The following is a 22892-nucleotide window of genomic DNA, read 5'->3' as shown; positions in this document are numbered from 1 at the left end:
TGATATGTAATGTAATGTAACAAAAAAATTAAATGGAAATATTACATACAAAAGTGGGGGTAATAAAATGAAAAACGTAAAAAAGTTAATTAGTGCAGCTTTGATAACTATACTTGCTACATCATTAGTTGGTTGTAATATGATTGAAAAAACACCAGCAGGTATTGCTAAAAGTACAGTAGCAAAGGTTTATAATGTTAAAATAACTAGAGGCCAGGTGGATGAACAAGTAGCCGCAGTTATTAAACAATTTGAAACGCAGTACGGAGCAAATTATAAAGACAATGCTGAGGCAATGACTAAATTAACAGAACAAAAACAACAGGTGTTAGAAGGTCTAATTAATGAAAAAATAGTAATTTATAAAGCCGAAGAGCTAAAGGTAATGCCTACGGAAGCTAAATTAAATGAAGAAATTACTAAGCAATTAACAGAAATCAAGAAAAGTTTAGAAACAGATGCTAAATATAAAGAAGCGTTAAAACAAGCTAATATTACAGAAGAACAATTAAAGGCGAGGATAAAGCCAAGTATTATTCAAGATGCATTAACTGCTGAAGTTACAAAAGGCGTTAAAACTGACGAAGCAAAAGAAAAAGCATACTACAATAGCAATTTAACCTCATATACAGAAAAGCCAAACAGAGTTCATGCAGCTCATGTTTTACTTAAAACAGAAGCAGAAGCATTAGCTGTTAAGAAACGTTTAGATGCTGGCGAAGATTTTGCAAAGGTAGCAAAAGAAAAAAGTACAGACCAAAGTGCTAAGCAAAATGGTGGAGATTTAGGATTTGTAGCATATAATGATCCTCAAATGGATAAAACTTTTATGGCAGCAGCATCAGCGCTAGGAGTAGGTAAGATTTCAGCACCTGTTAACACTCAATATGGATGGCACGTAATAAAAACTATTGCAAAAGAAGAGTTTCCTGTAAAGAAATTTGAAGCTGTTAAGGCAGAAGTAGAAAAAACTCTTATAGCAAAGGAAAAAGAAGCAGCATGGACTGCGGCTATGAAAAAATGGACTGAAGAAGCTAAAATAACTAAATATGAAAAAAATCTTTAGGATTTTATATTTATAATATTATGAAGGATACCTCTAATAGGGGTATTCTTTATTTTTATATTTTTATTTCTTATATTAAAATTAAACATATACAAATGTGCATAAAATTTCAAGTTTAGAAAGATAATAATAGTGCAAGTATATTATATGAGATTTTATATGAGGAGGGAATTATTTAAATGAAAGCAACGGGAATAGTAAGGCGTATAGATGATTTGGGAAGAGTTGTTATTCCAAAAGAAATAAGAAGAACTCTGAGAATACGAGAAGGAGATCCGCTAGAAATATTTACTGATAGAGAAGGGGGAGTTATTTTAAAGAAATACTCACCTATAGGTGAATTAAGTGAATTTTCTAGAGAATATGCTGAATCATTACAACAAACTATAGGTAATATAATAATTATTTGCGATAAAGATAACATAATATCTGTAAGCGGTGTACCTAAAAAAGAGTATGTTGATAAAAAAGTCAGTAATGAATTAGAAAAAGCAATGGAGGATAGAAAAGCTATAGTGCTTGGGGAAGGCTCGGAAAAAGTTATTGCATTGTATGATGATGAAATGGAAAACAAATATAGTGCCCAAGTAATTGCTCCTATAATAACAGAAGGTGATGCAATTGGAGCAGTGCTCATAATTTCTACAGAGCAAGGAATTAAATTCGGGGATTTAGAGTTAAAACTAGCCGAAACAGCAGCATCTTTTCTAGGAAAACAAATGGAACAATAAAAAGAAAAGATTAAAAAGTATATATTACTCAGCAAAGTGAAACATATTTGCAGTAATATATACTTTTATTTTTTTTTGAAATATAAGTAATAATAAGCCCTTAAATTAAATAATTATAATCATAGAATGTAATTGTTTGATATACCACAGGAATACAAGGAGGATATTATGAAGAAACATTCATTGATAAAAGGGACTATTATACTTGGACTGGCAGGAATATTTGCTAGATTTTTAGGTTTATTTTTTAGAATTCCAATACAGGCACTAATAAAAGATGAGGGCATGGGATACTACCAGATGTCCTATCCCCTTTACATGACTTTTGTAGCATTAGCTTCAGGAGTACCACTAGCTATGTCTAAACTTATTGCAGAGATGAATGCTAAAAATGATAGGGAAGGGGTAGGGCAGGTATTAAGACAAACACTTTTCTTTATGATTACAGTAGGGTTAGTAGTTAGTATGCTAATGTTAACCTTTGCAAGGCCTATTATATCTATATTAAAATGGGATCCTAAATCATATTACTCTTTTTCGGTAATTGCCATAGCACCAATTTTTGTTTCTATTATGTGTACCTTCAGGGGCTTTTTCCAAGGCCTGCAGAATGTTAAACCCACTGCCATTTCCCAAATAGTAGAACAAGTTGGAAGAGTTGTTGCTGGAGTTTTATTTGCGTATTTATTGTTTCCAAGGGGCATTGAATATGCCGCTGGAGGAGCGGCTATTGGGACCTTAGTTGGTGCTATTATGGGAAGTATATATTTAATTTTAACTTATTTTAAGGTTAAAAAGGAGCTGCCAGTAAGAAAAGTATCAAAGCATAAGCATATTTTAGCGGATTTAGCAAAGGCCGCACTTCCCATATCATTAGGTGCTGCAGTAGGGACTATTATGTCATTAATAGATTCTGTTTTAGTGCCACAGCAGCTTCTAAAAGCTGGATTCTCGCAGTTGCAATCAGCTGTGATGTATGGTCAATTGGCTGGGAAGGTGTTTACCTTGATGAATGTACCTTTAGCTCTTTCTATGGCACTATGCGCGTCTCTGATGCCTATAATAGCCGAAGCCTTTTATTTAGGCAGAAGGGGAGAACTGGTAAAAAGGGTAGATATGGCTGTGAAATTGTCTAATGTTATTTCATTACCATCTTCACTGGGGATGTTTTTTATGGCTTATCCTATAATGCATTTAATTTTTATGAAAGATGCAGCAGGATATGAAATTTTGCAATATATATCAATATCCATACCTTTTTTAATCTTAACTCAAACCAGTACAGCAATACTACAAGGTATAGGCAATTATATGAAGCCTGTATACAATTTAGCATTAGGGTGCATTGTAAAAGTTATTATAACCTATATATTAGTTTCATTTTCATTTGTAAATATCTATGGTGCAGTTATAGGAACTATTTTAGGGTATGGTGCAAGCTGCTTACTAAATATGAAGGATTTAAAGAGTACTTTAAATATAAAAATCAACTGGGTGGATGCTTTTATAAAACCAGCTATTGCTTCTTGTATAATGATAATTGCAGTTGTATTTAGTAACGCTAGTGTCTATAATTATACAATGAGTAAAGAATTATCTTGCGTAATATCCATATTAATAGGCATTATTGTTTATTCGTTATTCATTTTTATCCTTAGAATTTTTGAATATGAGGAAATTAAAAATAAATTAAAAAGAAATTAAAGGAGTGAAAGCTAATGATTAAAGTAGTGGGACTCGGACCCGGTGCTATAGGATCACTAACTATAGAAACATTGGAGATTCTTAAAAATGGTAAAAAAATTTATTTAAGGACAGAAAAACATCCTACCGTAGATTATTTAAAATCCCTATCAATTCAATTTGAGACCTATGATGATAGATACGAAGAACATAATAATTTTGATGAGGTATATAGGGATATTGCAGAGGATCTTATCCAAAAACATGAAATGTATGGAGACATTATTTATGGGGTTCCAGGTCATCCTCTAGTGGCAGAAACTTCTGTTAAACTTTTAATACAGCTTTGCGAAAAAAACAAAATAGATATAGAAATTCTTGCTGCAGTTAGTTTTATAGATGCAGTTATTCAAAGTTTAAAATTAGATCCTATCGAGGGACTAAAAATTATAGATGCCTTTGATATAAAAAATCAAGTTTTAGATAAAAGAGTAGGACTTTTAGTAACACAAGTTTACAATAAGTTTATAGCGTCTGAGGTTAAACTTGCCTTACTCGAGTATTATAAAGATGATATGGAAATCTATTTTGTTAGGGCTGCAGGGATAAAGGGGCTAGAATGTACTAGGAAAATTAAATTATATGAACTAGATAGGCAAGAAGACATTGACTACTTAACATCTATATATATCCCAAAAGAACTAGAAGCTACATTGGATTTCCAAGATCTAATCGATGTTATGAACACATTAAGGGGTGAAAATGGATGTGCATGGGATAAAGAGCAAACCCATGAATCTATGAAAAAATTTCTTATTGAAGAATGTTATGAAGTTTTGGAAGCCATCGATGAGAAGGATGAGGAAAAAATTATTGAGGAACTAGGAGATGTACTATTGCAGGTAGTTTTCCATGCTCAAATCGGAAAAGAGCAGGGGTATTTTAACATAAATGATATTATTAAAGGTGTTACCAGTAAAATGATAAATAGGCATCCTCATATTTTTAAAAATATAGAAAATAAAAATTCTCAGCAAGTTTTAGAAACTTGGGAAAATATTAAAATTGAAGAAAAAGGCTTTAATAATTATACGGATACACTAAAGCATGTTCCGAAAAATTTACCAGGTTTAATGAGAGCATGTAAGGTTCAAGAAAAAGCATCGAAAATAGGGTTTGATTTTGACTCGGTTGAACCTGCCATGGAAAAAGTACTAGAAGAATTACAGGAAGTAAAAGATGTATATAAAGGCAAAAATAGGGCAAAAATACTAGAAGAAGTGGGAGATTTGGTATTTACGACTGTGAATGTTGCGAGATTACTTGACATAGACCCTGAATTTGCAGTAAATTATACTATAGATAAATTTATTAATCGCTTTGAGTACATAGAAGAAAATGCAAGTCATAGAAATTTAGATTTAAAGAATATGTCACTTGCGGAAATGGATGTTTTATGGAATGAATCTAAAAGCTAATAAATTTATTTAAAAATAAAATCTAGCACAAAAAGAAGGAATTTCTAAATTGGTGAAGAATATGCTATTTAATGGTGAAGAATACTCTATTTAATAGTGTACTCACTACTAGATAGTGTACTCAATAATAAGGAGGTAACAAAAGTGAATAAATCAGAATTAATAACAAGTATTGCAGAAAAGTCTAAGCTAACAAAAAAAGATGCAGAAGCAGCGTTAAAAGGAATTATAGAAAGTATTGAAGAAACATTAGAAAAAGGTGAAAAAGTTCAATTGGTTGGATTCGGAACTTTCGAAACACGCGCAAGAGCGGCTAGAATGGGTAGAAACCCAAGAACAAAAGAAGAAATCCAAATTTCAGCATCAACAGTTCCAGTATTTAAAGCTGGTAAAGAATTTAAAGATATAGTAAATAAATAATTTTACTATGATGTAAAAAACCTGGATGTATATCTGGGTTTTTTATTTTAATGATTTTCTTTTACAAATGTTCATAATATTAAATAATATTAGAAAAGGAGAAGGACATATGAGACTCGATAAATATTTAAAAGTTTCTAGAATTATAAAGAGAAGGACTATAGCAAAAGAAGCTTGCGAAAGCGGCAGAGTATCTATAAATAATAAAGTTGCAAAAGCAGGTACTGTGGTAGCGGAAGGCGACACTATAGAGATTAAATTTGCAAATCAAATTTTGAAAGCTAAAATTATAAATATTGCAGAACATGTAACAAAAGACACTGCAAAAGAAATGTATGAAATAGTTTCAGGAACAGAAGACAAAGAATAAATGTTGCTAAATATAATTCTTAATTAAGCTTAATAAGCATATATATTTTATAGGAATATAAAGGTATGTGCTAATTGTGGATTGAAAGTACCAATTCTCAATTTTTATTATTAAAATTAATAAGGAGGATATTATGGAAGTAAAGAAAGAAGTAAAAATAGAAGATAAGCGAAGCAATTTATTGCTTGAAAGCAGAAAAAAACTAACTATTAACGGAGTTATTGAGGTTATTAATTTTAATGAGAATCAAATATTACTAAATACAGATGTTGGAACAATGATAGTCAAAGGACAACAATTAAAAATGAATAAGTTGGATGTTCAAAATGGAGATGTAGTAATATCTGGTAAAGTGGATGCGTTTATATATACTAGTGGCATTAGCAAAGTTAAAAAAGATAGCATAATATCAAGATTGTTTAGGTAAAGAGTTATGATAATTTCTATGATAACTCAAATTAAACTTATAATTTTCGGTTTACTGTCTGGAATAGTAACTGGAGTACTTTTTGATATATATAGATTAATAAGAGGATTTGAAAAACCTAACAAGGTTCTGACAGTAATACAAGATTTACTATTTTGGACATTAACTTCTATAGTGGTTTTTATATTTTTGATGTATACTAATGAGGGCTACATAAACTTTTATGTGTATGTTTGCTTAATAATAGGAGCATACTTATATTTAAAACTCTTAAGTGGTGTTTTTATAAAGCTACAATATAAATTGTTAAAATTCAATGGGAAAGCAGTTAGAGTTGTATGGAATGTGATTTTATACCCGGTAGATTTATTGTTTTATAAGCTTAGAATAAAAAAAAACAATAAATTATAAAGAAATAGCTTGAAGAAATGTGAAATACAAATTAAAATAGATTTATGAAACTTAAAAAATACTCATTCCATTGAAAGGAAAAGGGTATGGGATATGAAAAAAAAATTTAGTATTAAGAGTGTCGTATTAGTTTTTGTTGTGGTATATGTATGTTATGTTATAATTAGCCAACAGGCGACAATGGCAAGACAAAAGAAAGAACTGGAAAAGTACAATGTTGAATTACAAAAGAAAAAAGATGAAAAAGAAACCTTGCAGGATGAAATAAAGTTATCTAAAACTGACAAATATATAGAGAAATTGGCAAGAGAAATTTTAGGTCTTGTTAAAGAAGGTGAAACTCCTGTAATGGATAATAAAAACTAAATGCTATAATTATTGTTATGCTTATTATTAAATTAATATATAAAATAAAAAACATTATTTTGAGGAGGAACTTTTTAATATGACCTTAATGGCTGGAAGTATTGTAGAAGGTAAAGTAGTAAATATCACCAATTTTGGTGCATTCGTAGAAGTGGAGGGCAAAACAGGATTAGTGCATATATCTGAGGTTTCAGATACATTCGTTAAAAATGTTAATGATCATCTTAAAGAAAATGATATAGTAAAAGTTAAAGTAATTTCTGTAGACGATAATGGCAAGATAAGTTTATCCATAAAACAAGCTGGAGTACCTAAAAAATCTATTAAACCAATGGAGATAGACTGGGAAAAGGAAAAAAGCAAAGCAAATGCAAGTGGGTTTGAAGATATAATGACTAAATTTTTAAAAGACAGTGAAGAAAGATTTCAAGACGTTAAAAAGCACCAAGAGGGTAAAGGCAGAGGTTATAGTAAAAAAACTTCAAGTTATTAATAAAATTTTAGGAACTAAGTTTTTAGTTCCTATTTTAAAAAAAACAAAAAGTTGTTGACAATAGTCTGTACATCATATATAATATAAAATGTTGCTACAAGGCAACACTTTGTATGTTAGTAAGTTAGCTGGAGTGGCGGAACTGGCAGACGCACAGGACTTAAAATCCTGCGGTGGTTAAACACCGTACCGGTTCGATTCCGGTCTTCAGCACCAAATATCGCGGGATGGAGCAGTTGGTAGCTCGTCGGGCTCATAACCCGAAGGTCGCAGGTTCAAGTCCTGCTCCCGCAACCAAACATGGCGGAATAGCTCAGCTGGCTAGAGCATTCGGTTCATACCCGAAGGGTCGTAGGTTCAAGTCCTATTTCCGCTACCATTACCATTATAAATCTAAATTTGATTTATGAAAAACAGTTGACATGTTAAGTAAATAAGTGTATAGTTACAATTGTCTTACAACAACTTATATTAACACAAGAAATTAAAACTAACAAAATACAGGACTTATTATCCTGCAGGAGTTAAATGTAATATTGATTTGGTTTAGAATTTTAATACTAATATCGCGGGGTGGAGCAGTTGGTAGCTCGTCGGGCTCATAACCCGAAGGTCACAGGTTCAAGTCCTGTCCCCGCAACCAATAAATTTTAAACTACTGAATAGGTCAGTTAAATAAAAATTCATATTAAGTTGTCAATTGGAGATATAAAAGATTTCAAATGTCTAAACACCATATTAGTTCCTTTTGATACTTAAACATTAATATCGCGGGGTGGAGCAGTTGGTAGCTCGTCGGGCTCATAACCCGAAGGTCACAGGTTCAAGTCCTGTCCCCGCAACCAATGAATTTTGAATTACTGAATATATCAGTTAAATAAAATTTCATAATAACTATGCGAGCATAATAAGTATGCTAAAATCAAATAAGCTGGAGTGGCGGAACTGGCAGACGCACAGGACTTAAAATCCTGCGGTGGTTAAACACCGTACCGGTTCGATTCCGGTCTTCAGCACCAAATATCGCGGGATGGAGCAGTTGGTAGCTCGTCGGGCTCATAACCCGAAGGTCGCAGGTTCAAGTCCTGCTCCCGCAACCAAACATGGCGGAATAGCTCAGCTGGCTAGAGCATTCGGTTCATACCCGAAGGGTCGTAGGTTCAAGTCCTATTTCCGCTACCATTACCATTATAAATCTAAATTTGATTTATGAAAAACAGTTGACATGTTAAGTAAATAAGTGTATAGTTACAATTGTCTTACAACAACTTATATTAACACAAGAAATTAAAACTAACAAAATACAGGACTTATTATCCTGCAGGAGTTAAATGTAATATTGATTTGGTTTAGAATTTTAATACTAATATCGCGGGGTGGAGCAGTTGGTAGCTCGTCGGGCTCATAACCCGAAGGTCACAGGTTCAAGTCCTGTCCCCGCAACCAATAAATTTTAAACTACTGAATAGGTCAGTTAAATAAAAATTCATATTAAGTTGTCAATTGGAGATATAAAAGATTTCAAATGTCTAAACACCATATTAGTTCCTTTTGATACTTAAACATTAATATCGCGGGGTGGAGCAGTTGGTAGCTCGTCGGGCTCATAACCCGAAGGTCACAGGTTCAAGTCCTGTCCCCGCAACCAATGAATTTTGAATTACTGAATATATCAGTTAAATAAAATTTCATAATAACTATGCGAGCATAATAAGTATGCTAAAATCAAATAAGCTGGAGTGGCGGAACTGGCAGACGCACAGGACTTAAAATCCTGCGGTGGTTAAACACCGTACCGGTTCGATTCCGGTCTTCAGCACCAAATATCGCGGGATGGAGCAGTTGGTAGCTCGTCGGGCTCATAACCCGAAGGTCGCAGGTTCAAGTCCTGCTCCCGCAACCAACATGGCGGAATAGCTCAGCTGGCTAGAGCATTCGGTTCATACCCGAAGGGTCGTAGGTTCAAGTCCTATTTCCGCTACCATAACTCATAAGGAGACTTTTGAGTTATTTTTTTATTTCATTAAAAAACCATAAAGCTAAATTTTAATATATAAGCAAGTAAAAACATTTAAATATAATTTCTTCAAATAAATAATGGCATGAAGTGACAAGCTTCATTTAATATTTTAAAACCTGCTATATAAATATGGTAGGTTTTTTTATATTATAGGAGATTGTAAAATTCAATTGTAAAAAATATACAAATTAATGTCTCATGAAAAGTGTATAAGCATCTCATCTTATGACAATTATTTCCAAAAGCCTTTGTTATAATGAAGTTCTAATTAACAAAGGTGGGTGATTTGTAAAATGCAATACGGTATTGATATATTTCCATACCAAAGACTTAAAAAGATAAAAGAGGAAGTACAAAAGAAAAATGAATTAAATATTAATTTAATTATTAGAGCAGTTGTTTATTTTACAGTAAGTTTATTAATAAGCAGGGTGCTACTTATTAATAATACGGCACCATTTGGTATAGCTTTTTTGATAGCTACAATATTTATTAATAATAAAAAAATTTCAATAATTACAGCCAGTGGTACATTTTTAGGATATATCACTTTATACAAGAGCATAGTAAATTTACCATTATATTTAGTATTAATAGTTACCATTGCTGTTTTAAGTAATATTTTTAATAAGATGAGAGTGAAAACTAGAGCTTTAGCTAGCATGTTTGCCATTATTATATTTGAAATGTTTATTTATAATTTTTTTATCATTAGGGTAAGTGGATTAATGGCTTTCTTAAATGCAATGTTTCTAGGCTTATGTATCTTTCCTTTATATTTTATTCTAGATTACAGTCTTTTATGCTTTAAGGAAATTAAAACAAAGCATATATTTTCAAACGAAGAAATAATAAGTATGTCAATTATAAGTTCACTAATTATAGCAGGAACTTGGGGGCTCAGTGTTTTTAATATATCAATTACAAATATTTTAGGCTTGGCTTTTGTTATAATAATAGCTTATATAAACGGAAGTGGAGCTGGTGCAGCATCTGGAGTTGCTATGGGTATTATTGTAGGAATGTCTTCTAAAAATATGATTATATTTATAGGAATGTATGGTATTTGTGGATTAATAACAGGTGTGTTTAAAGAAACTGGAAAGTGGCTAAGCGCAGCGGCTTATCTAGTAGCTTTTTCAATAATAAAAATATATTGTATTACAGGATCTGAGTTTATAATATTCGAGGCAATGCTTGCAGCGGTGATGTTTTTGCTTATACCATTAAAAGTATATGCGGAATTATCTACAGAGTTTAACGCAGATAAAAAGAGGGAATATATTGAGCAAGGATATATAAATAAAATTAAAGATACATTTGTAGGAAGGTTAAATAATTTTTCTGATGTGCTTTCTAATATGTCTGATATATTAAATAATTTAGTGGATAATGAAAGATTGGCAATGAAGGGCAAAAGTAGTGCCTTAGTTGAAAATCTTGCAGATAGGGTATGTAGTGATTGTAATATGAAGTCTATGTGTTGGAAAAGAGAGTTGCATTATACATACGCAGCATTTGAAGAATTAATCCAAAATTTTGAAAGAAAAAGCGACAGTGTACCAGACGAAATTGAAAGAAAATGTATAAAGAGAACTGCTCTACTTAAAAATACAGAGGATATTGTTAATAAGCATATTATAAATGAAATGTGGAGAACAAGACTTAGCGAAGGTAGAGAGCTTTTAGCAAATCAGATTAGTAATATGGCGGATTCTGTTTCAGAAATAGTTGAAGATTTTAATTCTGAGATTCAAATAGATACTGCTATGGAAAAGCTTATTTGTAGAGCATTAGATAAAAATAGTATTAAGTACAATGAGCTTATGTGTTTAAATGACAAGACGGGTAGGATGAGCATTAAATTTTCACTTGAGGCTTGTAGTGGAAGACAAATGTGTGTTAAGGAATTATTGCCTATTGTAAATGGTGTCACTGGCAAGTGTATGTGCGTTAGTGATGAGGGCTGCAGTATAAATCCAAAGACTAATATGTGTAAGGTAACTATGGAAGAAACACCTAAGTTTCATGTTGTAACTAATGTGGCTAGGCAGTGTAAAGATGGTGAAAAGTTTAATGGAGATAGCTACAGCTTTGGGAAGCTAATGGATGGGAGTTATATGTCAATTATTAGTGATGGTATGGGATCTGGTCCTGAGGCAGGGAGAGAGAGTGAAGCTGCTGTTGAATTAATAGAAAAATTTACATCTGCAGGTTTTAGCAAAATTACAGCTATTAATACAGTAAATTCAATAATGACATTGAGATTCTCGCAAGAAGAAAAATTCTCCACTATAGATCTAAGTAGTATAGACTTATATACTGGAGAAATTGATTTCATGAAAGTGGGAGCTGTTGCAACTTTTCTAAAATCTGGTGATAGGTTAGAAATTATAAAATCAAAATCTCTTCCCATTGGTGTTTTAGACAAGGCGGATATAGACATACAACAAATGAGATTAAAAAATGGAGACATTATAGTTATGCTTAGTGATGGGGTATTAGATTATAATGATGAAAATGTAGGCAGAGTGGATTGGATAGTTGATTATTTGGGGAAAAATAATTGCAACAATCCAAAGGAATTAGCAGATGGGTTGTTAAGTGAAGCAAAAAAATTAAGTGGCAATAGAGTAAAAGATGATATGACAGTGCTTGTTTCAAAGATATATAGTTTGTATTAACGAAGAAAAATTCAAATTTTATATAATTTAAGGTAATATGTGAAAAAGTAAAGAAATGAAGAATGTGCTCTTTTATATTCTTCATTTTTTAATTTTCATAAAAATGTTTAAAAAAACGAAAAATATATATTATTATATTATATAGTAATATGATATAGTAATATGAGACTAAAGACGCATAAACATAGTAAATTAATAAAAATTTTTAAAAAATTAAATTTGGGAAGTGAAAGTTTTGTGGCATAAGGTTATGAATTTTATAAAAGAAAATTCTATGTTTGATAAGGGCGATAAGGTTATAGTGGCAGTTTCTGGGGGTCCTGACTCCACATGTTTGCTCTATATTTTAAATGAACTTAAGGAAGAACTGGGGATTAAACTTTTTGGTGCGCATATAAATCATTGCCTTAGAGGCCTTGAAGCTGACAGGGATGAGGAATATGCAAAAAAAACTTGTGAAAGTTTGAATATAGATTTTTATAGCAAAAAGGTGGATGTACATAGAATATCGGAAGAAAAAAGTATATCTTGTGAAATGGCAGGAAGAGAAGTAAGATATGAATTTTTTAGTGAACTTATGATTAAATTAACTGCAAGCAAAATTGCACTAGCACACAATGCTAATGATCAAGCTGAAACTATCTTAATGAGGATAATGCGGGGAACCGGTATTGAAGGTATGGTGGGTATCAAGCCTGTTCGCGACAAAATATATGTGCGGCCTATACTTCATCTTAGCAGAAGTGAGATAGAGAAATATTGTGATGATAATAATATCCAACCAAGGATAGATAAATCAAATTCCGAAAAAATTTATGCTAGAAATAAAGTTAGGCTAGATTTAATTCCTTATATTGAAGAAAATTTTAATAAGGATATAATTAATACAATAAATCGATTATCTGATATCCTTAAAAAGGATAATGATTATTTAGAAAATATTTCTGAAAAAGAATATAAAAAACATTGTGTGATAGGTGACCAAATGGTTATAATAAATAAGAATGCTTTTCTAAAGCATGAAGCAATTTTAAGTAGGATTATAAGACAATCGCTTCTCGCTGTGAATCATAATTTATATAACTTCGAGAAAATCCATATATGGAACATAATAGAACTTCAAAAGCATGACACAGGTAAAAGCATAATGCTACCTCAGGATATAATAGTTGAAAACTGTTATGGGGATGTACATATACATATACATAAAAAAGTTACTGAAGTTAATAATAAAGAGTATTGTCTAAAGGTTAATGAGAAAAATTTCATTCAATCTTTAAATAGGGTAATAGAAATTGATGTTATATCTAAATTACAATTTATAGAGGGTAAAGAGAATGATTATATTGTGTATTTCGACTATGATAAGATTGTGGAGCCAATAACATTAAGATATAGGAAACAGGGGGATAAATTTGTACCACTTGGTATGAAGGGTAATAAGAAATTAAAGGATTTATTTATGGATTTAAAGATCCACAAAGATAAGAGAAATGAGATTCCTTTAATATGTTTTGGACCAGACATAGCTTGGGTAGTTGGATATAGAATTAGTGAAAAATTCAAGGTATCAAAAAATACTAAAAATATATTGCAGATTAGAATTGGAAGCGAGGAATAATAATGAACAATGATATTAAAGAGGTATTGTACAATGAGGATCAATTAAGAGATAAAGTCAGACAAATGGGTGCAAAGATAAGTAAAGATTATTCTGGAAGAGATCTTATACTTATTGGTATTTTAAAGGGATCCGTTATATTTATGTCAGATTTAGTAAAACAAATTACAATTCCATGTAAAATGGATTTTATGGCGGTTTCAAGTTATGGTAACTCCAGTAAAACTTCAGGTGTTGTAAAGATCTTAAAAGATCTAGACTTTGAAATTGAGGGAAAGGATATTTTAATAGTAGAAGATATTATAGATTCTGGAGTTACACTTAAATACCTAATGAAGTTACTATCTGCAAGAAAACCAAGTAGTTTAGAGATTATATGTTTACTTAATAAACCAGATAGAAGAGCGGTAGATATTGATGTTAAATATTTAGGCTATGATGTGCCAGATTATTTTCTTGTAGGATACGGATTAGACTTTGCAGAGAAGTATAGAAATTTACCATACATAGGAATACTTAAAGAGGAAATTTATAAGTAGATGTGTACAAAATATATTTTTTATTAATTAATAATTAATATATATTTTATTGTCAAGGGATTTTTAATGTGATAAAATTTTAAAGTAGCTAAATAGAGAGGGGGGTTTTTAATGAAAAAAATTTCGAGTGCATCAATTTGGCTCGTGGTACTTGTACTTGTAATTTTTGCAGCATTAGCTTTAAATGAAAACGGTAAAAGTGTTACATCACTTAGTGTTGATGAATTTCAACAACATTGGGATAAAAAAGAAATTAAAAATGTTCAAGTAAGAGAAGATAAAACTGTGGTGGGAGAATTAAAAGACGGAACAAAATACGAAACCATAGTTCCATTACAGAGATTAATGCAAGTTATGGATAAAAATCCAAATAAAGATGTCAAAGAAATGTACATAAAGCCAGCAACAATGCCAATGTGGTTACAAATAGTACCGACATTACTTATAATTTTAATGTTAGTAGCATTTTGGTTTATGTATATGCAGCAATCACAAGGTGGCGGCGGCGGTGGTAATAGAGGCGTAATGAATTTTGGGAAAAGTAGAGCCAAAATAGCCACACCGGATAAGAAGAAAGTTACATTTGATGATGTAGCAGGAGAAGATGAGGAAAAGGAAGAACTGGCAGAAGTTGTGGATTTCTTAAAACAACCTAAAAGATATCTAGAAGCAGGAGCAAGGATTCCTAAAGGTATTCTTCTTGTAGGACCACCAGGTACAGGTAAGACGTTACTCGCTAGAGCTGTATCAGGAGAAGCAGGAGTGCCTTTTTATAGTATATCAGGTTCTGAATTTGTAGAGATGTTCGTAGGTGTTGGAGCTTCAAGAGTAAGAGATTTATTTGAACAAGCGAAAAAAAGCGCTCCTTGTATAATATTTATTGATGAAATTGATGCAGTAGGTAGACAAAGAGGAGCGGGCCTTGGTGGTGGTCATGATGAAAGAGAACAAACTCTAAATCAACTATTAGTTGAAATGGATGGGTTTGGTGTAAATGAGGGTATAATCATGATAGCAGCTACTAATAGACCAGACATATTGGATCCTGCTCTTTTAAGACCAGGTAGATTTGATAGACATATATTAGTGGGTGCACCTGATGTTAAGGGAAGAGAAGAAATCCTTAGGGTACATTCTAAAGGTAAACATTTAGCAGAAGAAGTAAGTCTTCAAGTGTTAGCAAAAAGAACACCAGGCTTCACTGGCGCAGACCTAGAGAATTTAATGAACGAAGCTGCACTGCTTACAGTAAGAAATAAAAAAACAGTTATAGAGATGAAAGAATTAGATGAAGCTGTAACTAGGGTTATTGCAGGACCTGAAAAGAAAAGTAAGGTTATAAGCGAAAAAGATAGAAAATTAACTGCTTATCATGAAGCAGGGCATGCTGTGGTAATGAAATATTCTCCACTTTCAGATCCGATTCATCAAATAAGTATTATACCAAGAGGTATGGCAGGCGGATATACAATGCATTTACCAGAAGAAGATACTGCTTATACTTCAAAATTAAAACTTAAAGATGAAATGGTTGGACTTCTAGGTGGTAGAGTTGCAGAAAAATTAATACTTGAAGATATTAGCACAGGTGCTAAGAATGATATTGATAGAGCATCAGCTATTGCAAGGAAAATGGTTATGGAATATGGTATGAGCGATGTTCTTGGACCAATATCATTTGGTAATGATCATAATGAAGTATTCCTTGGAAGAGATTTAGGCAAAAGCAGAAACTTTAGCGAAGAGATAGCTAACAAAATAGATTCAGAAGTTAAGGCTCTTATTGATGAAGCATATGCAAAGGCTTCGACAATACTTACTGAAAATATAAATAAACTTCATGCAGTAGCTCAAGAACTTCTTGTAAAAGAAAAACTCGAAGGGGCAGAATTTGAGGAAATAATTGCTAGACCAGATACAGATAGCATTGATTTATCAAAGATTTAGCTAGATTAAAAGACATACAGTAAATTTACTGTATGTCTTTTTTAGCATTTGCTGAAATTTTCTGAAATCTTTACTGCATTTTCACTTCAACATCTGATATAATGTAAAGAAAACACAAAAAACTAAGACAAAATAATTCCTATGAAGGGATGATTTAATTTATATATAAGGGGTGAAGTATATGAAAAGTGATATAGAAATTGCTCAAAGTGCTAAGATGCTACCAATACTTAAGGTGGCAGAAAAAATGGGATTAACTGAAGATGATATTGATTTATATGGAAAATATAAATCAAAGATTTCTTTAGATGTATTAAAAAGAAATGAAAATAAAAAAGATGGTAAGCTAATATTAGTTACAGCAATTAATCCTACCCCTGCAGGAGAAGGAAAATCTACGGTTACAATAGGGCTTGCACAAGCATTATGTAAACAAGGTAAAAATGCAGTGATAGCTTTAAGGGAACCTTCTCTAGGACCAGTATTTGGAGTTAAAGGCGGAGCTGCTGGTGGCGGGTATGCTCAAGTAGTACCAATGGAGGATATAAATTTACACTTTACGGGAGATATGCATGCAATAACTGCAGCTAACAATTTACTCTCAGCGGCTATAGATAATCATATTCACCAAGGGAATGAGCTGGGAATTGATAGTAGAAGAATAACATTTAAAAGAGTTATGGATATGAATGATAGAGCCCTTCGAAATATTGTTGTTGGACTTGGTGGTAAGCCTAATGGGTTTGTACGGGAAGATGGCTTTATGATAACTGTTGCTTCAGAAATAATGGCCATTTTATGTTTATCTGAAAACCTTATGGACCTAAAAGAAAGAATGGGTAAAATTTTAATAGCCTATGATATGCGGAGTAATCCAATTTATTGCAAAGACCTAAAAGTAAATGGTGCAATGGCACTACTTATGAAGGATGCTATAAAACCAAATCTAGTTCAGACTCTTGATAACACACCTGCCATAATTCATGGTGGACCTTTTGCAAACATAGCTCATGGTTGCAATAGCTTACTCGCTACTAAAATGGCTTTAAAACTCGGTGATTATGTTGTAACAGAAGCGGGATTTGGAGCAGATTTAGGTGCTGAAAAATTCTTTGATATAAAATGCAGATATGGTAATTTAAAGCCAGATTGTGTGGTTCTTGTGGCTACAATAAGAGCACTTAAACATCATGGTGGAGTAAAAAAAGATAAACTAAACGAGCCTAGTGTAGAAGCTCTCTCAAAAGGAATTACAAATCTAGAAAAACAAATAGAAAACATTAAAAAATTTGGAGTTCCTGTAGTGGTAGCAATAAATAAATTTATGACTGATACACAAGAAGAAATTAATTATATAAGTGAATTTTGCGCTAATGTGGGTGTTAAAGTAGCTTTAACGGAGGTATGGGAAAAAGGTGCAGATGGTGGCCTGGAGTTAGTTAATAAAGTATTAGATACTCTGCAAAATGAAAAAAGTAACTTTAAGGTTTTATATGAGGAAAAGCTAACTATAAAAGAAAAAATAAACATTATTGCCACAGAAATATATGGGGCAGCTGGGGTGGAATATAGTTCTTCTGCAAATAAGCAAATTGCTGAAATAGAAAAACTTGAATTAGATAAAATTCCTATATGTGTTGCTAAAACTCAAAATTCACTATCGGATAATCCAAGCTTACTAGGAAGACCAAGGAATTTTACTATAAATGTAAAAGAAGTTAAGATTTCTAATGGAGCTGGATTTATTGTAGCTTTAACGGGAAGTATAATGACAATGCCTGGTCTTCCTAAGGTGCCAGCAGCGGATAAAATGGATATTTCTGAAGATGGCACTATATCAGGTTTATTCTAAGCACATTTTAGATGAATAGCTATGCAAGTGATGATTTAATATAGATGAAAATAAGGTTGTTATAGAATATATTCTATAGCAACCTTATTTTTTTCAATAAACAGAAAAATGATTTATAACTTGCAAAAATAAATATACAAAATTCATGACCTATGATATTATCATTATGGGGCAAGAGTTTCATGATTTATAAATAAGGGGGGATGGATATGGACAAGTTAGATAATTTAATTGAAGTTGTAAAAAAATCTCAGCTAGGCGGCGGAGATTCTAAAATAAAAATGCAACATAACTTACACAAAATGACTGCAAGAGAAAGAATACAATCTATTTTAGAACAAGGCTCATTTATTGAAATAGGTGCTTTAGTAGGAAATAATGGTGCTTTAGTAGGAAATAATGGTGCTGGAGTAATAACGGGGCACGGAACTGTTCATGGTAAGTTAGTATATATATATAGTCAAGATTATACAGTGGATGGAGGAGCTGTGAACATTGCAAATAGCAAAAAGATTTGTAATCTTATGGATATGGCAATTAAAATGGGGGCTCCTCTAATACAAGTTTTTGACTCAGTAGGGGCTAAATTATCAGAGGGATTAGATATTTTAACTTCTTATGCAGGTATATTAAAGAGAAATGCTAGGCTTTCTGGTATTGTTCCACAAATAGCAATAATTGCAGGCCCATGTCTCGGAATGGCTGCACTAAGTGCAACAATGAGCGATTTTACAATAATGGTTCATAATTCGACTGAGCTAGGGATAAGTTCAAATAAACAACTTACTAGAGAAGAAGAAAAATATGTAGATTCAAAAATGTATTCAAGTGCTAGCAAATGTAGTGAGAATGGAAGTATTCAAATTGATGCAGCAAATGATGCAGAAGCTTTTATAATAGTAAGAAAAATTCTTGAATATATTCCTTCTAACAATATGGAAGCGCCACCCATGGGTATAGAAGCCTCCGATTTAAACGTTTTAAATAATAACTTAAACGAAATGGCTAATAATGAAATGGTTAATTCATATGAAGTAATGAGAGCCATTTCTGACGAAGATAGTGTAATAGAATTAAATAATAACTGGGAGACTAGTATTATAACTTGCTTAACTAAAATAAATGGACTAACTACTGGCATAATTACTAATGCAGAAAAACAACCTTCGAATTTAAATATTGGAGTTTCAGAAAAAATAAGTAGATTTGTTAAGATATGTGATTGCTATAATATTCCTATATTAAGCATTGTAGATACTTATGGATTTTCAGTTAGTTTAATGGAAGAGCAAAATGGATTATCCACTCATGTTTCAAAGATGATATATGCATTAATAGAAGCAACGGTACCAAAGGTTTCTCTAATTATAGGTAAAGCTTACGGGGCAGGATATTTAGCCCTTGCAAGTAAAGAAGTAGCTTTTGATATTTCATATGCTTGGCCAAGTGCTAAAATATCAGTAACTCAGCCAGAAGCATTAATAAAAATTTTACACAAGGATGAAATTATACAATCTGAAAATCCCAAATTAAAAGAGCAAGAAGTGATACTTAAATACATAGAAGAAGTAACTAGCCCATACAGTGCAGCAGAAAAGGGGATTATAGATGATATTATTATGCCTTCAGAGACGAAGCAGAGAATTTTTGCAAGTTTAGATATGCTCCATAGTAAGAGAGAGATAAGGTACCCTAAAAAACATGGAACTACCTTAATATAGGGGGAATAGATGTATGAAATTTTCAGTTTTAGATGCATTAAGTACTACGTTTGTAGCCATGACAATAGTTTTTGCCTTGTTGATTATTCTACAATATATAATTAAACTGCAAAGCTTTATAATAAATTTTGCATCAAAAAAAAGTGTGAATAATAAGGTAGATATAAGCTATAAGGAAGCGGAAGAAATAGTAGAAGTTCAACCTAAAGATGATTTAGAGGTAGTGGCAGTAATAGCAGCAGCTTTAGCTACCTACCTAGATATACCACAATCAAATTTAAAAATAAAGTCAATTAAGAGAATAGATAACAATTCAGGCTGGGGAATATCTGCAATTGAAAATAATTTAAGGGTATAGTTAGGAGGAGTAAAAATGAACAAATATAATATAAAAGTTAATGGAATTTCATATGAAGTAGAAGTTGAAGAGGTTGTGGGAGACTTTGCTAGTAGCCAAGCACCTGTAGCAGTAACAAAGCAAACCCTAGAAAAAGCTAAAACATCGCCTAAAAAAACAGTCAGCCAGGGTGAAAAAATAGAATGCCCAATGCCAGGAACGGTGCTTAAAGTCAATGTGAAGCCTGGTGATAATGTTAAAACAGGACAAGTACTGTTTATTCTAGAAGCTATGAAAATGGAAAATGAAATTATGGCACCACACGATGCAAAAATTTTAGAAGTAGGTGTAACTAGTGGAGCAAGTGTTAATACAGGGGATATATTGGCAGTTATTCAGTAACGAGGGAGAGAGGTAATATAAATGGATATCGTACAAGTATTAAAGGACCTGTGGCTTTCTTCTGGCTTTGTAAAATTGGATATGCAGCATCTTATTATGATAGGGCTTTCATGTATACTTATGTATGCTGCTATAAAAAAGAAATTTGAACCACTACTGCTTTTACCAATAGCCTTTGGTATGCTACTCGTAAATTTACCAATCACTAATATTATGGCTGGCCCACACGGAAATGAAGCAGGAGGATTATTTTATTACTTATACAAAGGTGTAGAACTGGATATATATCCACCTTTAATATTTTTAGGGGTAGGAGCTATGACGGATTTCGGACCACTGATAGCAAATCCATCTAGTGTGCTTATGGGAGCAGGTGCACAATTTGGAGTTTTCTTTGCATTTACTTGTGCAATATTTATGGGGTTTACACCACAGGAAGCGGCGTCAATTGGTATTATTGGGGGAGCAGATGGTCCTACAGCAATTTTTTTAACTAGTAAACTGGCAAAACACCTTCTAGGACCAATTGCAGTGGCAGCTTATTCATATATGGCTTTAGTACCTTTGATACAGCCACCTATAATGAGATTATTAACTACAAAAGAAGAAAGAACAATTAAGATGGGTCAATTAAGACAGGTTAAGCAAATTGAAAAAATCATTTTTCCGATAGTAGTTACACTAATAGTGGGACTAATGCTTCCATCTGTAGCATCACTAATTGGAATGTTAATGCTAGGAAATTTGTTTAGAGAATCAGGGGTAGTTGGTAGATTATCTGATACTGCTCAAAACGGATTAATAAATGTAGTAACTATATTTTTAGGAATTACTGTTGGAGCAACAGCAAAAGCAGAGATGTTTCTAAAATGGGATACTTTTAAAATAATTGTTATAGGTTCCATTGCTTTTGCTATAAGTACTGCAGCAGGAGTTATAATAGGAAAGATTATGTGCAAGGTTACAAAGGGTAAGGTTAATCCATTAATAGGCTCAGCAGGGGTTTCAGCAGTACCTATGGCAGCTAGGGTTTCTCAAGTAGAGGGACAAAAGGCAGATCCAAGTAATTTTTTGCTTATGCATGCTATGGGTCCTAATGTAGCAGGCGTAATCGGAACTGCAGTTGCAGCAGGTGTTCTCCTAACTATTTTTGGGAAATAATAGGCAGGTACATATTTTGTGAATTTGTAAAAAATAAAACTCTTTATCTAATAACAGATAGAGGGTTTAATTATTTTCTAAAATATATACACCCTATTAAATGATCAGAAAGAGATATTACAGGAAATTCAATATAAAATATCAACAAACTAACATAAATAAAATCTATTTTACACAAAACTTATTATCATAAAAAACTTCTTATAAAAAATTAACTTGACAAATATGTTCAAGTTGTTAAAATTAAATTGTTAAATTAGGAATAGTTAAAACTAATATTTTGTATTATTTTATGTACTATTCTTCTGTTTTTAGCAATGGAAAAAATACAAAGCAGTGTACACGCTGCTTTATATTATATAGGCGGTGTATAAAGTGATTTTAGTTTTAGATGTTGGAAATACTAATACTGTTTTAGGAATCTTTAAGGAAAAAGAGTTACTTGTAGAGTGGAGACTATCTACTGATTCAAAAAAAACTGCTGATGAATATGGAATTCAAGTAATGCAATTGTTTTACCAACGAAACATAAAAATAGAGCAAATTAAAGGAGTAATAATTTCCTCAGTTGTTCCTAATATTATGTATTCATTAGAACATATGATAAGAAAATATTTCAAACTGACACCTATGGTAGTAGGGCCAGGAGTTAAGACTGGAATAAATGTAAAATATGATAATCCCAAAGAAGTAGGTGCAGATAGAATTGTTAACGCTGTTTCAGCCCATGAAATTTATAAAAGAGCATTAATTTTAATAGATTTTGGAACAGCCACAACTTTTTGTGCTATAAGTAAAGATGCTAATTATTTAGGGGGAACTATATGCCCTGGTATTAAAATAGCTTCTGAAGCACTTTTTGAGAGAGCGGCAAGGCTTCCTCGGGTGGAACTTATAAAACCAGAAACAGTTATATGTAAAAATACTGTTTCAAGCATGCAGGCTGGTATAATATATGGATATATTGGACAAATAGATTATATCGTTAATAAAATGAAAAGCGAAATGATTGATATGGGAGAAGAAGAGCCGTTTGTAGTGTCAACAGGAGGACTCTCAAAATTAATAAGCAGAGATTGTTCTACTATTGATGAGTTTCATCCTTATTTAACATTAGAAGGCCTTAGAATGATTTATGAAAAAAATAGGGAATAGGTGATTTA

General features: G+C 32.1%; 20 protein-coding genes and 13 tRNA genes. All 33 read left to right on the top strand.

Annotation, left to right across the window (positions count from 1 at the left end; all coding sequences use genetic code 11):
• The first annotated feature begins 67 nt into the window (after positions 1 to 67).
• The 33 genes from G9F71_RS23400 (at position 68) to G9F71_RS23240 (ending at position 22884) form a co-directional block, all read left to right on the top strand.
• The gene (locus tag G9F71_RS23400; protein WP_164949451.1) at positions 68 to 1066 is read left to right on the top strand and encodes a peptidylprolyl isomerase; all 999 of its coding nucleotides are present in this window, start codon (positions 68 to 70) and stop codon (positions 1064 to 1066) included.
• Between the two features lie 179 nt (positions 1067 to 1245).
• The gene (spoVT, locus tag G9F71_RS23395; RefSeq protein ID WP_164949452.1) at positions 1246 to 1797 is read left to right on the top strand and encodes a stage V sporulation protein T; all 552 of its coding nucleotides are present in this window, start codon (positions 1246 to 1248) and stop codon (positions 1795 to 1797) included.
• Between the two features lie 168 nt (positions 1798 to 1965).
• Positions 1966 to 3501, top strand: coding sequence for a polysaccharide biosynthesis protein (locus tag G9F71_RS23390; protein ID WP_164949453.1), 1536 nt, complete (start codon positions 1966 to 1968; stop codon positions 3499 to 3501).
• 14 nt (positions 3502 to 3515) lie between these two features.
• Entirely contained in the window at positions 3516 to 4958 is a 1443-nt protein-coding gene (mazG, locus tag G9F71_RS23385) for a nucleoside triphosphate pyrophosphohydrolase (RefSeq protein ID WP_164949454.1), read from the top strand.
• Between the two features lie 144 nt (positions 4959 to 5102).
• Positions 5103 to 5378, top strand: a complete 276-nt coding sequence (locus G9F71_RS23380) for an HU family DNA-binding protein (protein WP_124998401.1) — start codon at positions 5103 to 5105, stop codon at positions 5376 to 5378.
• A gap of 109 nt (positions 5379 to 5487) precedes the next feature.
• On the top strand, positions 5488 to 5748 hold the full coding sequence (locus G9F71_RS23375) for an RNA-binding S4 domain-containing protein (protein ID WP_124998399.1): 261 nt from the start codon (positions 5488 to 5490) through the stop codon (positions 5746 to 5748).
• A gap of 133 nt (positions 5749 to 5881) precedes the next feature.
• The gene (yabP, locus tag G9F71_RS23370) at positions 5882 to 6175 is read left to right on the top strand and encodes a sporulation protein YabP (RefSeq protein WP_164949455.1); all 294 of its coding nucleotides are present in this window, start codon (positions 5882 to 5884) and stop codon (positions 6173 to 6175) included.
• Between the two features lie 6 nt (positions 6176 to 6181).
• Positions 6182 to 6586, top strand: a complete 405-nt coding sequence (yabQ, locus tag G9F71_RS23365; RefSeq protein ID WP_124998395.1) for a spore cortex biosynthesis protein YabQ — start codon at positions 6182 to 6184, stop codon at positions 6584 to 6586.
• 93 nt (positions 6587 to 6679) lie between these two features.
• Positions 6680 to 6952 carry an FtsB family cell division protein gene (locus G9F71_RS23360; RefSeq protein ID WP_164949456.1) on the top strand — a complete coding sequence of 91 codons (273 nt, stop codon included), beginning with the start codon at positions 6680 to 6682 and terminating at the stop codon, positions 6950 to 6952.
• 79 nt (positions 6953 to 7031) lie between these two features.
• Positions 7032 to 7445, top strand: a complete 414-nt coding sequence (locus tag G9F71_RS23355) for a S1 domain-containing RNA-binding protein (RefSeq protein ID WP_164945020.1) — start codon at positions 7032 to 7034, stop codon at positions 7443 to 7445.
• A 127-nt stretch (positions 7446 to 7572) separates the two neighbouring features.
• Positions 7573 to 7661 (top strand) — tRNA-Leu (locus tag G9F71_RS23350).
• Between the two features lie 5 nt (positions 7662 to 7666).
• Positions 7667 to 7742 (top strand) — tRNA-Met (locus G9F71_RS23345).
• 5 nt (positions 7743 to 7747) lie between these two features.
• Positions 7748 to 7824 (top strand) — tRNA-Met (locus G9F71_RS23340).
• 188 nt (positions 7825 to 8012) lie between these two features.
• Positions 8013 to 8088, top strand: a tRNA-Met gene (locus G9F71_RS23335).
• A gap of 126 nt (positions 8089 to 8214) precedes the next feature.
• Positions 8215 to 8290: transfer RNA gene (locus G9F71_RS23330), tRNA-Met, on the top strand.
• Positions 8291 to 8375: 85 nt separating this feature from the next.
• Positions 8376 to 8464: transfer RNA gene (locus tag G9F71_RS23325), tRNA-Leu, on the top strand.
• 5 nt (positions 8465 to 8469) lie between these two features.
• Positions 8470 to 8545: transfer RNA gene (locus tag G9F71_RS23320), tRNA-Met, on the top strand.
• Between the two features lie 5 nt (positions 8546 to 8550).
• Positions 8551 to 8627, top strand: a tRNA-Met gene (locus G9F71_RS23315).
• 188 nt (positions 8628 to 8815) lie between these two features.
• Positions 8816 to 8891, top strand: a tRNA-Met gene (locus G9F71_RS23310).
• A gap of 126 nt (positions 8892 to 9017) precedes the next feature.
• Positions 9018 to 9093, top strand: a tRNA-Met gene (locus G9F71_RS23305).
• Between the two features lie 85 nt (positions 9094 to 9178).
• Positions 9179 to 9267: transfer RNA gene (locus tag G9F71_RS23300), tRNA-Leu, on the top strand.
• 5 nt (positions 9268 to 9272) lie between these two features.
• Positions 9273 to 9348 (top strand) — tRNA-Met (locus G9F71_RS23295).
• Positions 9349 to 9352: 4 nt separating this feature from the next.
• Positions 9353 to 9429: transfer RNA gene (locus G9F71_RS23290), tRNA-Met, on the top strand.
• 329 nt (positions 9430 to 9758) lie between these two features.
• Positions 9759 to 12149, top strand: coding sequence for a stage II sporulation protein E (gene spoIIE, locus G9F71_RS23285; RefSeq protein WP_164949457.1), 2391 nt, complete (start codon positions 9759 to 9761; stop codon positions 12147 to 12149).
• Between the two features lie 250 nt (positions 12150 to 12399).
• Positions 12400 to 13770: a tRNA lysidine(34) synthetase TilS gene (gene tilS, locus G9F71_RS23280; protein ID WP_224626568.1), complete on the top strand. Its 1371-nt coding sequence runs from the start codon at positions 12400 to 12402 to the stop codon at positions 13768 to 13770.
• Between the two features lie 2 nt (positions 13771 to 13772).
• Positions 13773 to 14309 (top strand): hypoxanthine phosphoribosyltransferase, encoded by a 537-nt coding sequence (gene hpt / locus G9F71_RS23275; protein WP_164949459.1) that lies wholly within the window; start codon positions 13773 to 13775, stop codon positions 14307 to 14309.
• 111 nt (positions 14310 to 14420) lie between these two features.
• A complete protein-coding gene (gene ftsH, locus G9F71_RS23270) occupies positions 14421 to 16256 on the top strand; it encodes an ATP-dependent zinc metalloprotease FtsH (RefSeq protein ID WP_164949460.1) in 1836 nt (611 codons plus the stop codon).
• A 181-nt stretch (positions 16257 to 16437) separates the two neighbouring features.
• The gene (locus tag G9F71_RS23265; RefSeq protein WP_164949461.1) at positions 16438 to 18108 is read left to right on the top strand and encodes a formate--tetrahydrofolate ligase; all 1671 of its coding nucleotides are present in this window, start codon (positions 16438 to 16440) and stop codon (positions 18106 to 18108) included.
• A 209-nt stretch (positions 18109 to 18317) separates the two neighbouring features.
• Positions 18318 to 19829: an acyl-CoA carboxylase subunit beta gene (locus tag G9F71_RS23260; protein ID WP_164949462.1), complete on the top strand. Its 1512-nt coding sequence runs from the start codon at positions 18318 to 18320 to the stop codon at positions 19827 to 19829.
• 13 nt (positions 19830 to 19842) lie between these two features.
• Positions 19843 to 20187 carry an OadG family protein gene (locus G9F71_RS23255; protein WP_164949463.1) on the top strand — a complete coding sequence of 115 codons (345 nt, stop codon included), beginning with the start codon at positions 19843 to 19845 and terminating at the stop codon, positions 20185 to 20187.
• Positions 20188 to 20202: 15 nt separating this feature from the next.
• A complete protein-coding gene (locus G9F71_RS23250; RefSeq protein WP_164949464.1) occupies positions 20203 to 20568 on the top strand; it encodes a biotin/lipoyl-containing protein in 366 nt (121 codons plus the stop codon).
• Positions 20569 to 20589: 21 nt separating this feature from the next.
• Complete coding sequence (locus tag G9F71_RS23245) at positions 20590 to 21729, top strand: sodium ion-translocating decarboxylase subunit beta (RefSeq protein WP_164949465.1); 1140 nt, start codon at positions 20590 to 20592, stop codon at positions 21727 to 21729.
• A 375-nt stretch (positions 21730 to 22104) separates the two neighbouring features.
• A complete protein-coding gene (locus G9F71_RS23240) occupies positions 22105 to 22884 on the top strand; it encodes a type III pantothenate kinase (protein WP_124998376.1) in 780 nt (259 codons plus the stop codon).
• The last annotated feature ends 8 nt before the right edge of the window (positions 22885 to 22892 follow it).

This window comes from Clostridium sp. FP2 (genome assembly GCF_011065955.2).
GTDB lineage: Bacteria > Bacillota > Clostridia > Clostridiales > Clostridiaceae > Clostridium_AD > Clostridium_AD tagluense.
Note: the sequence above shows the minus strand (reverse complement) of the source record. Positions and strands in the feature narration are given on the sequence as shown.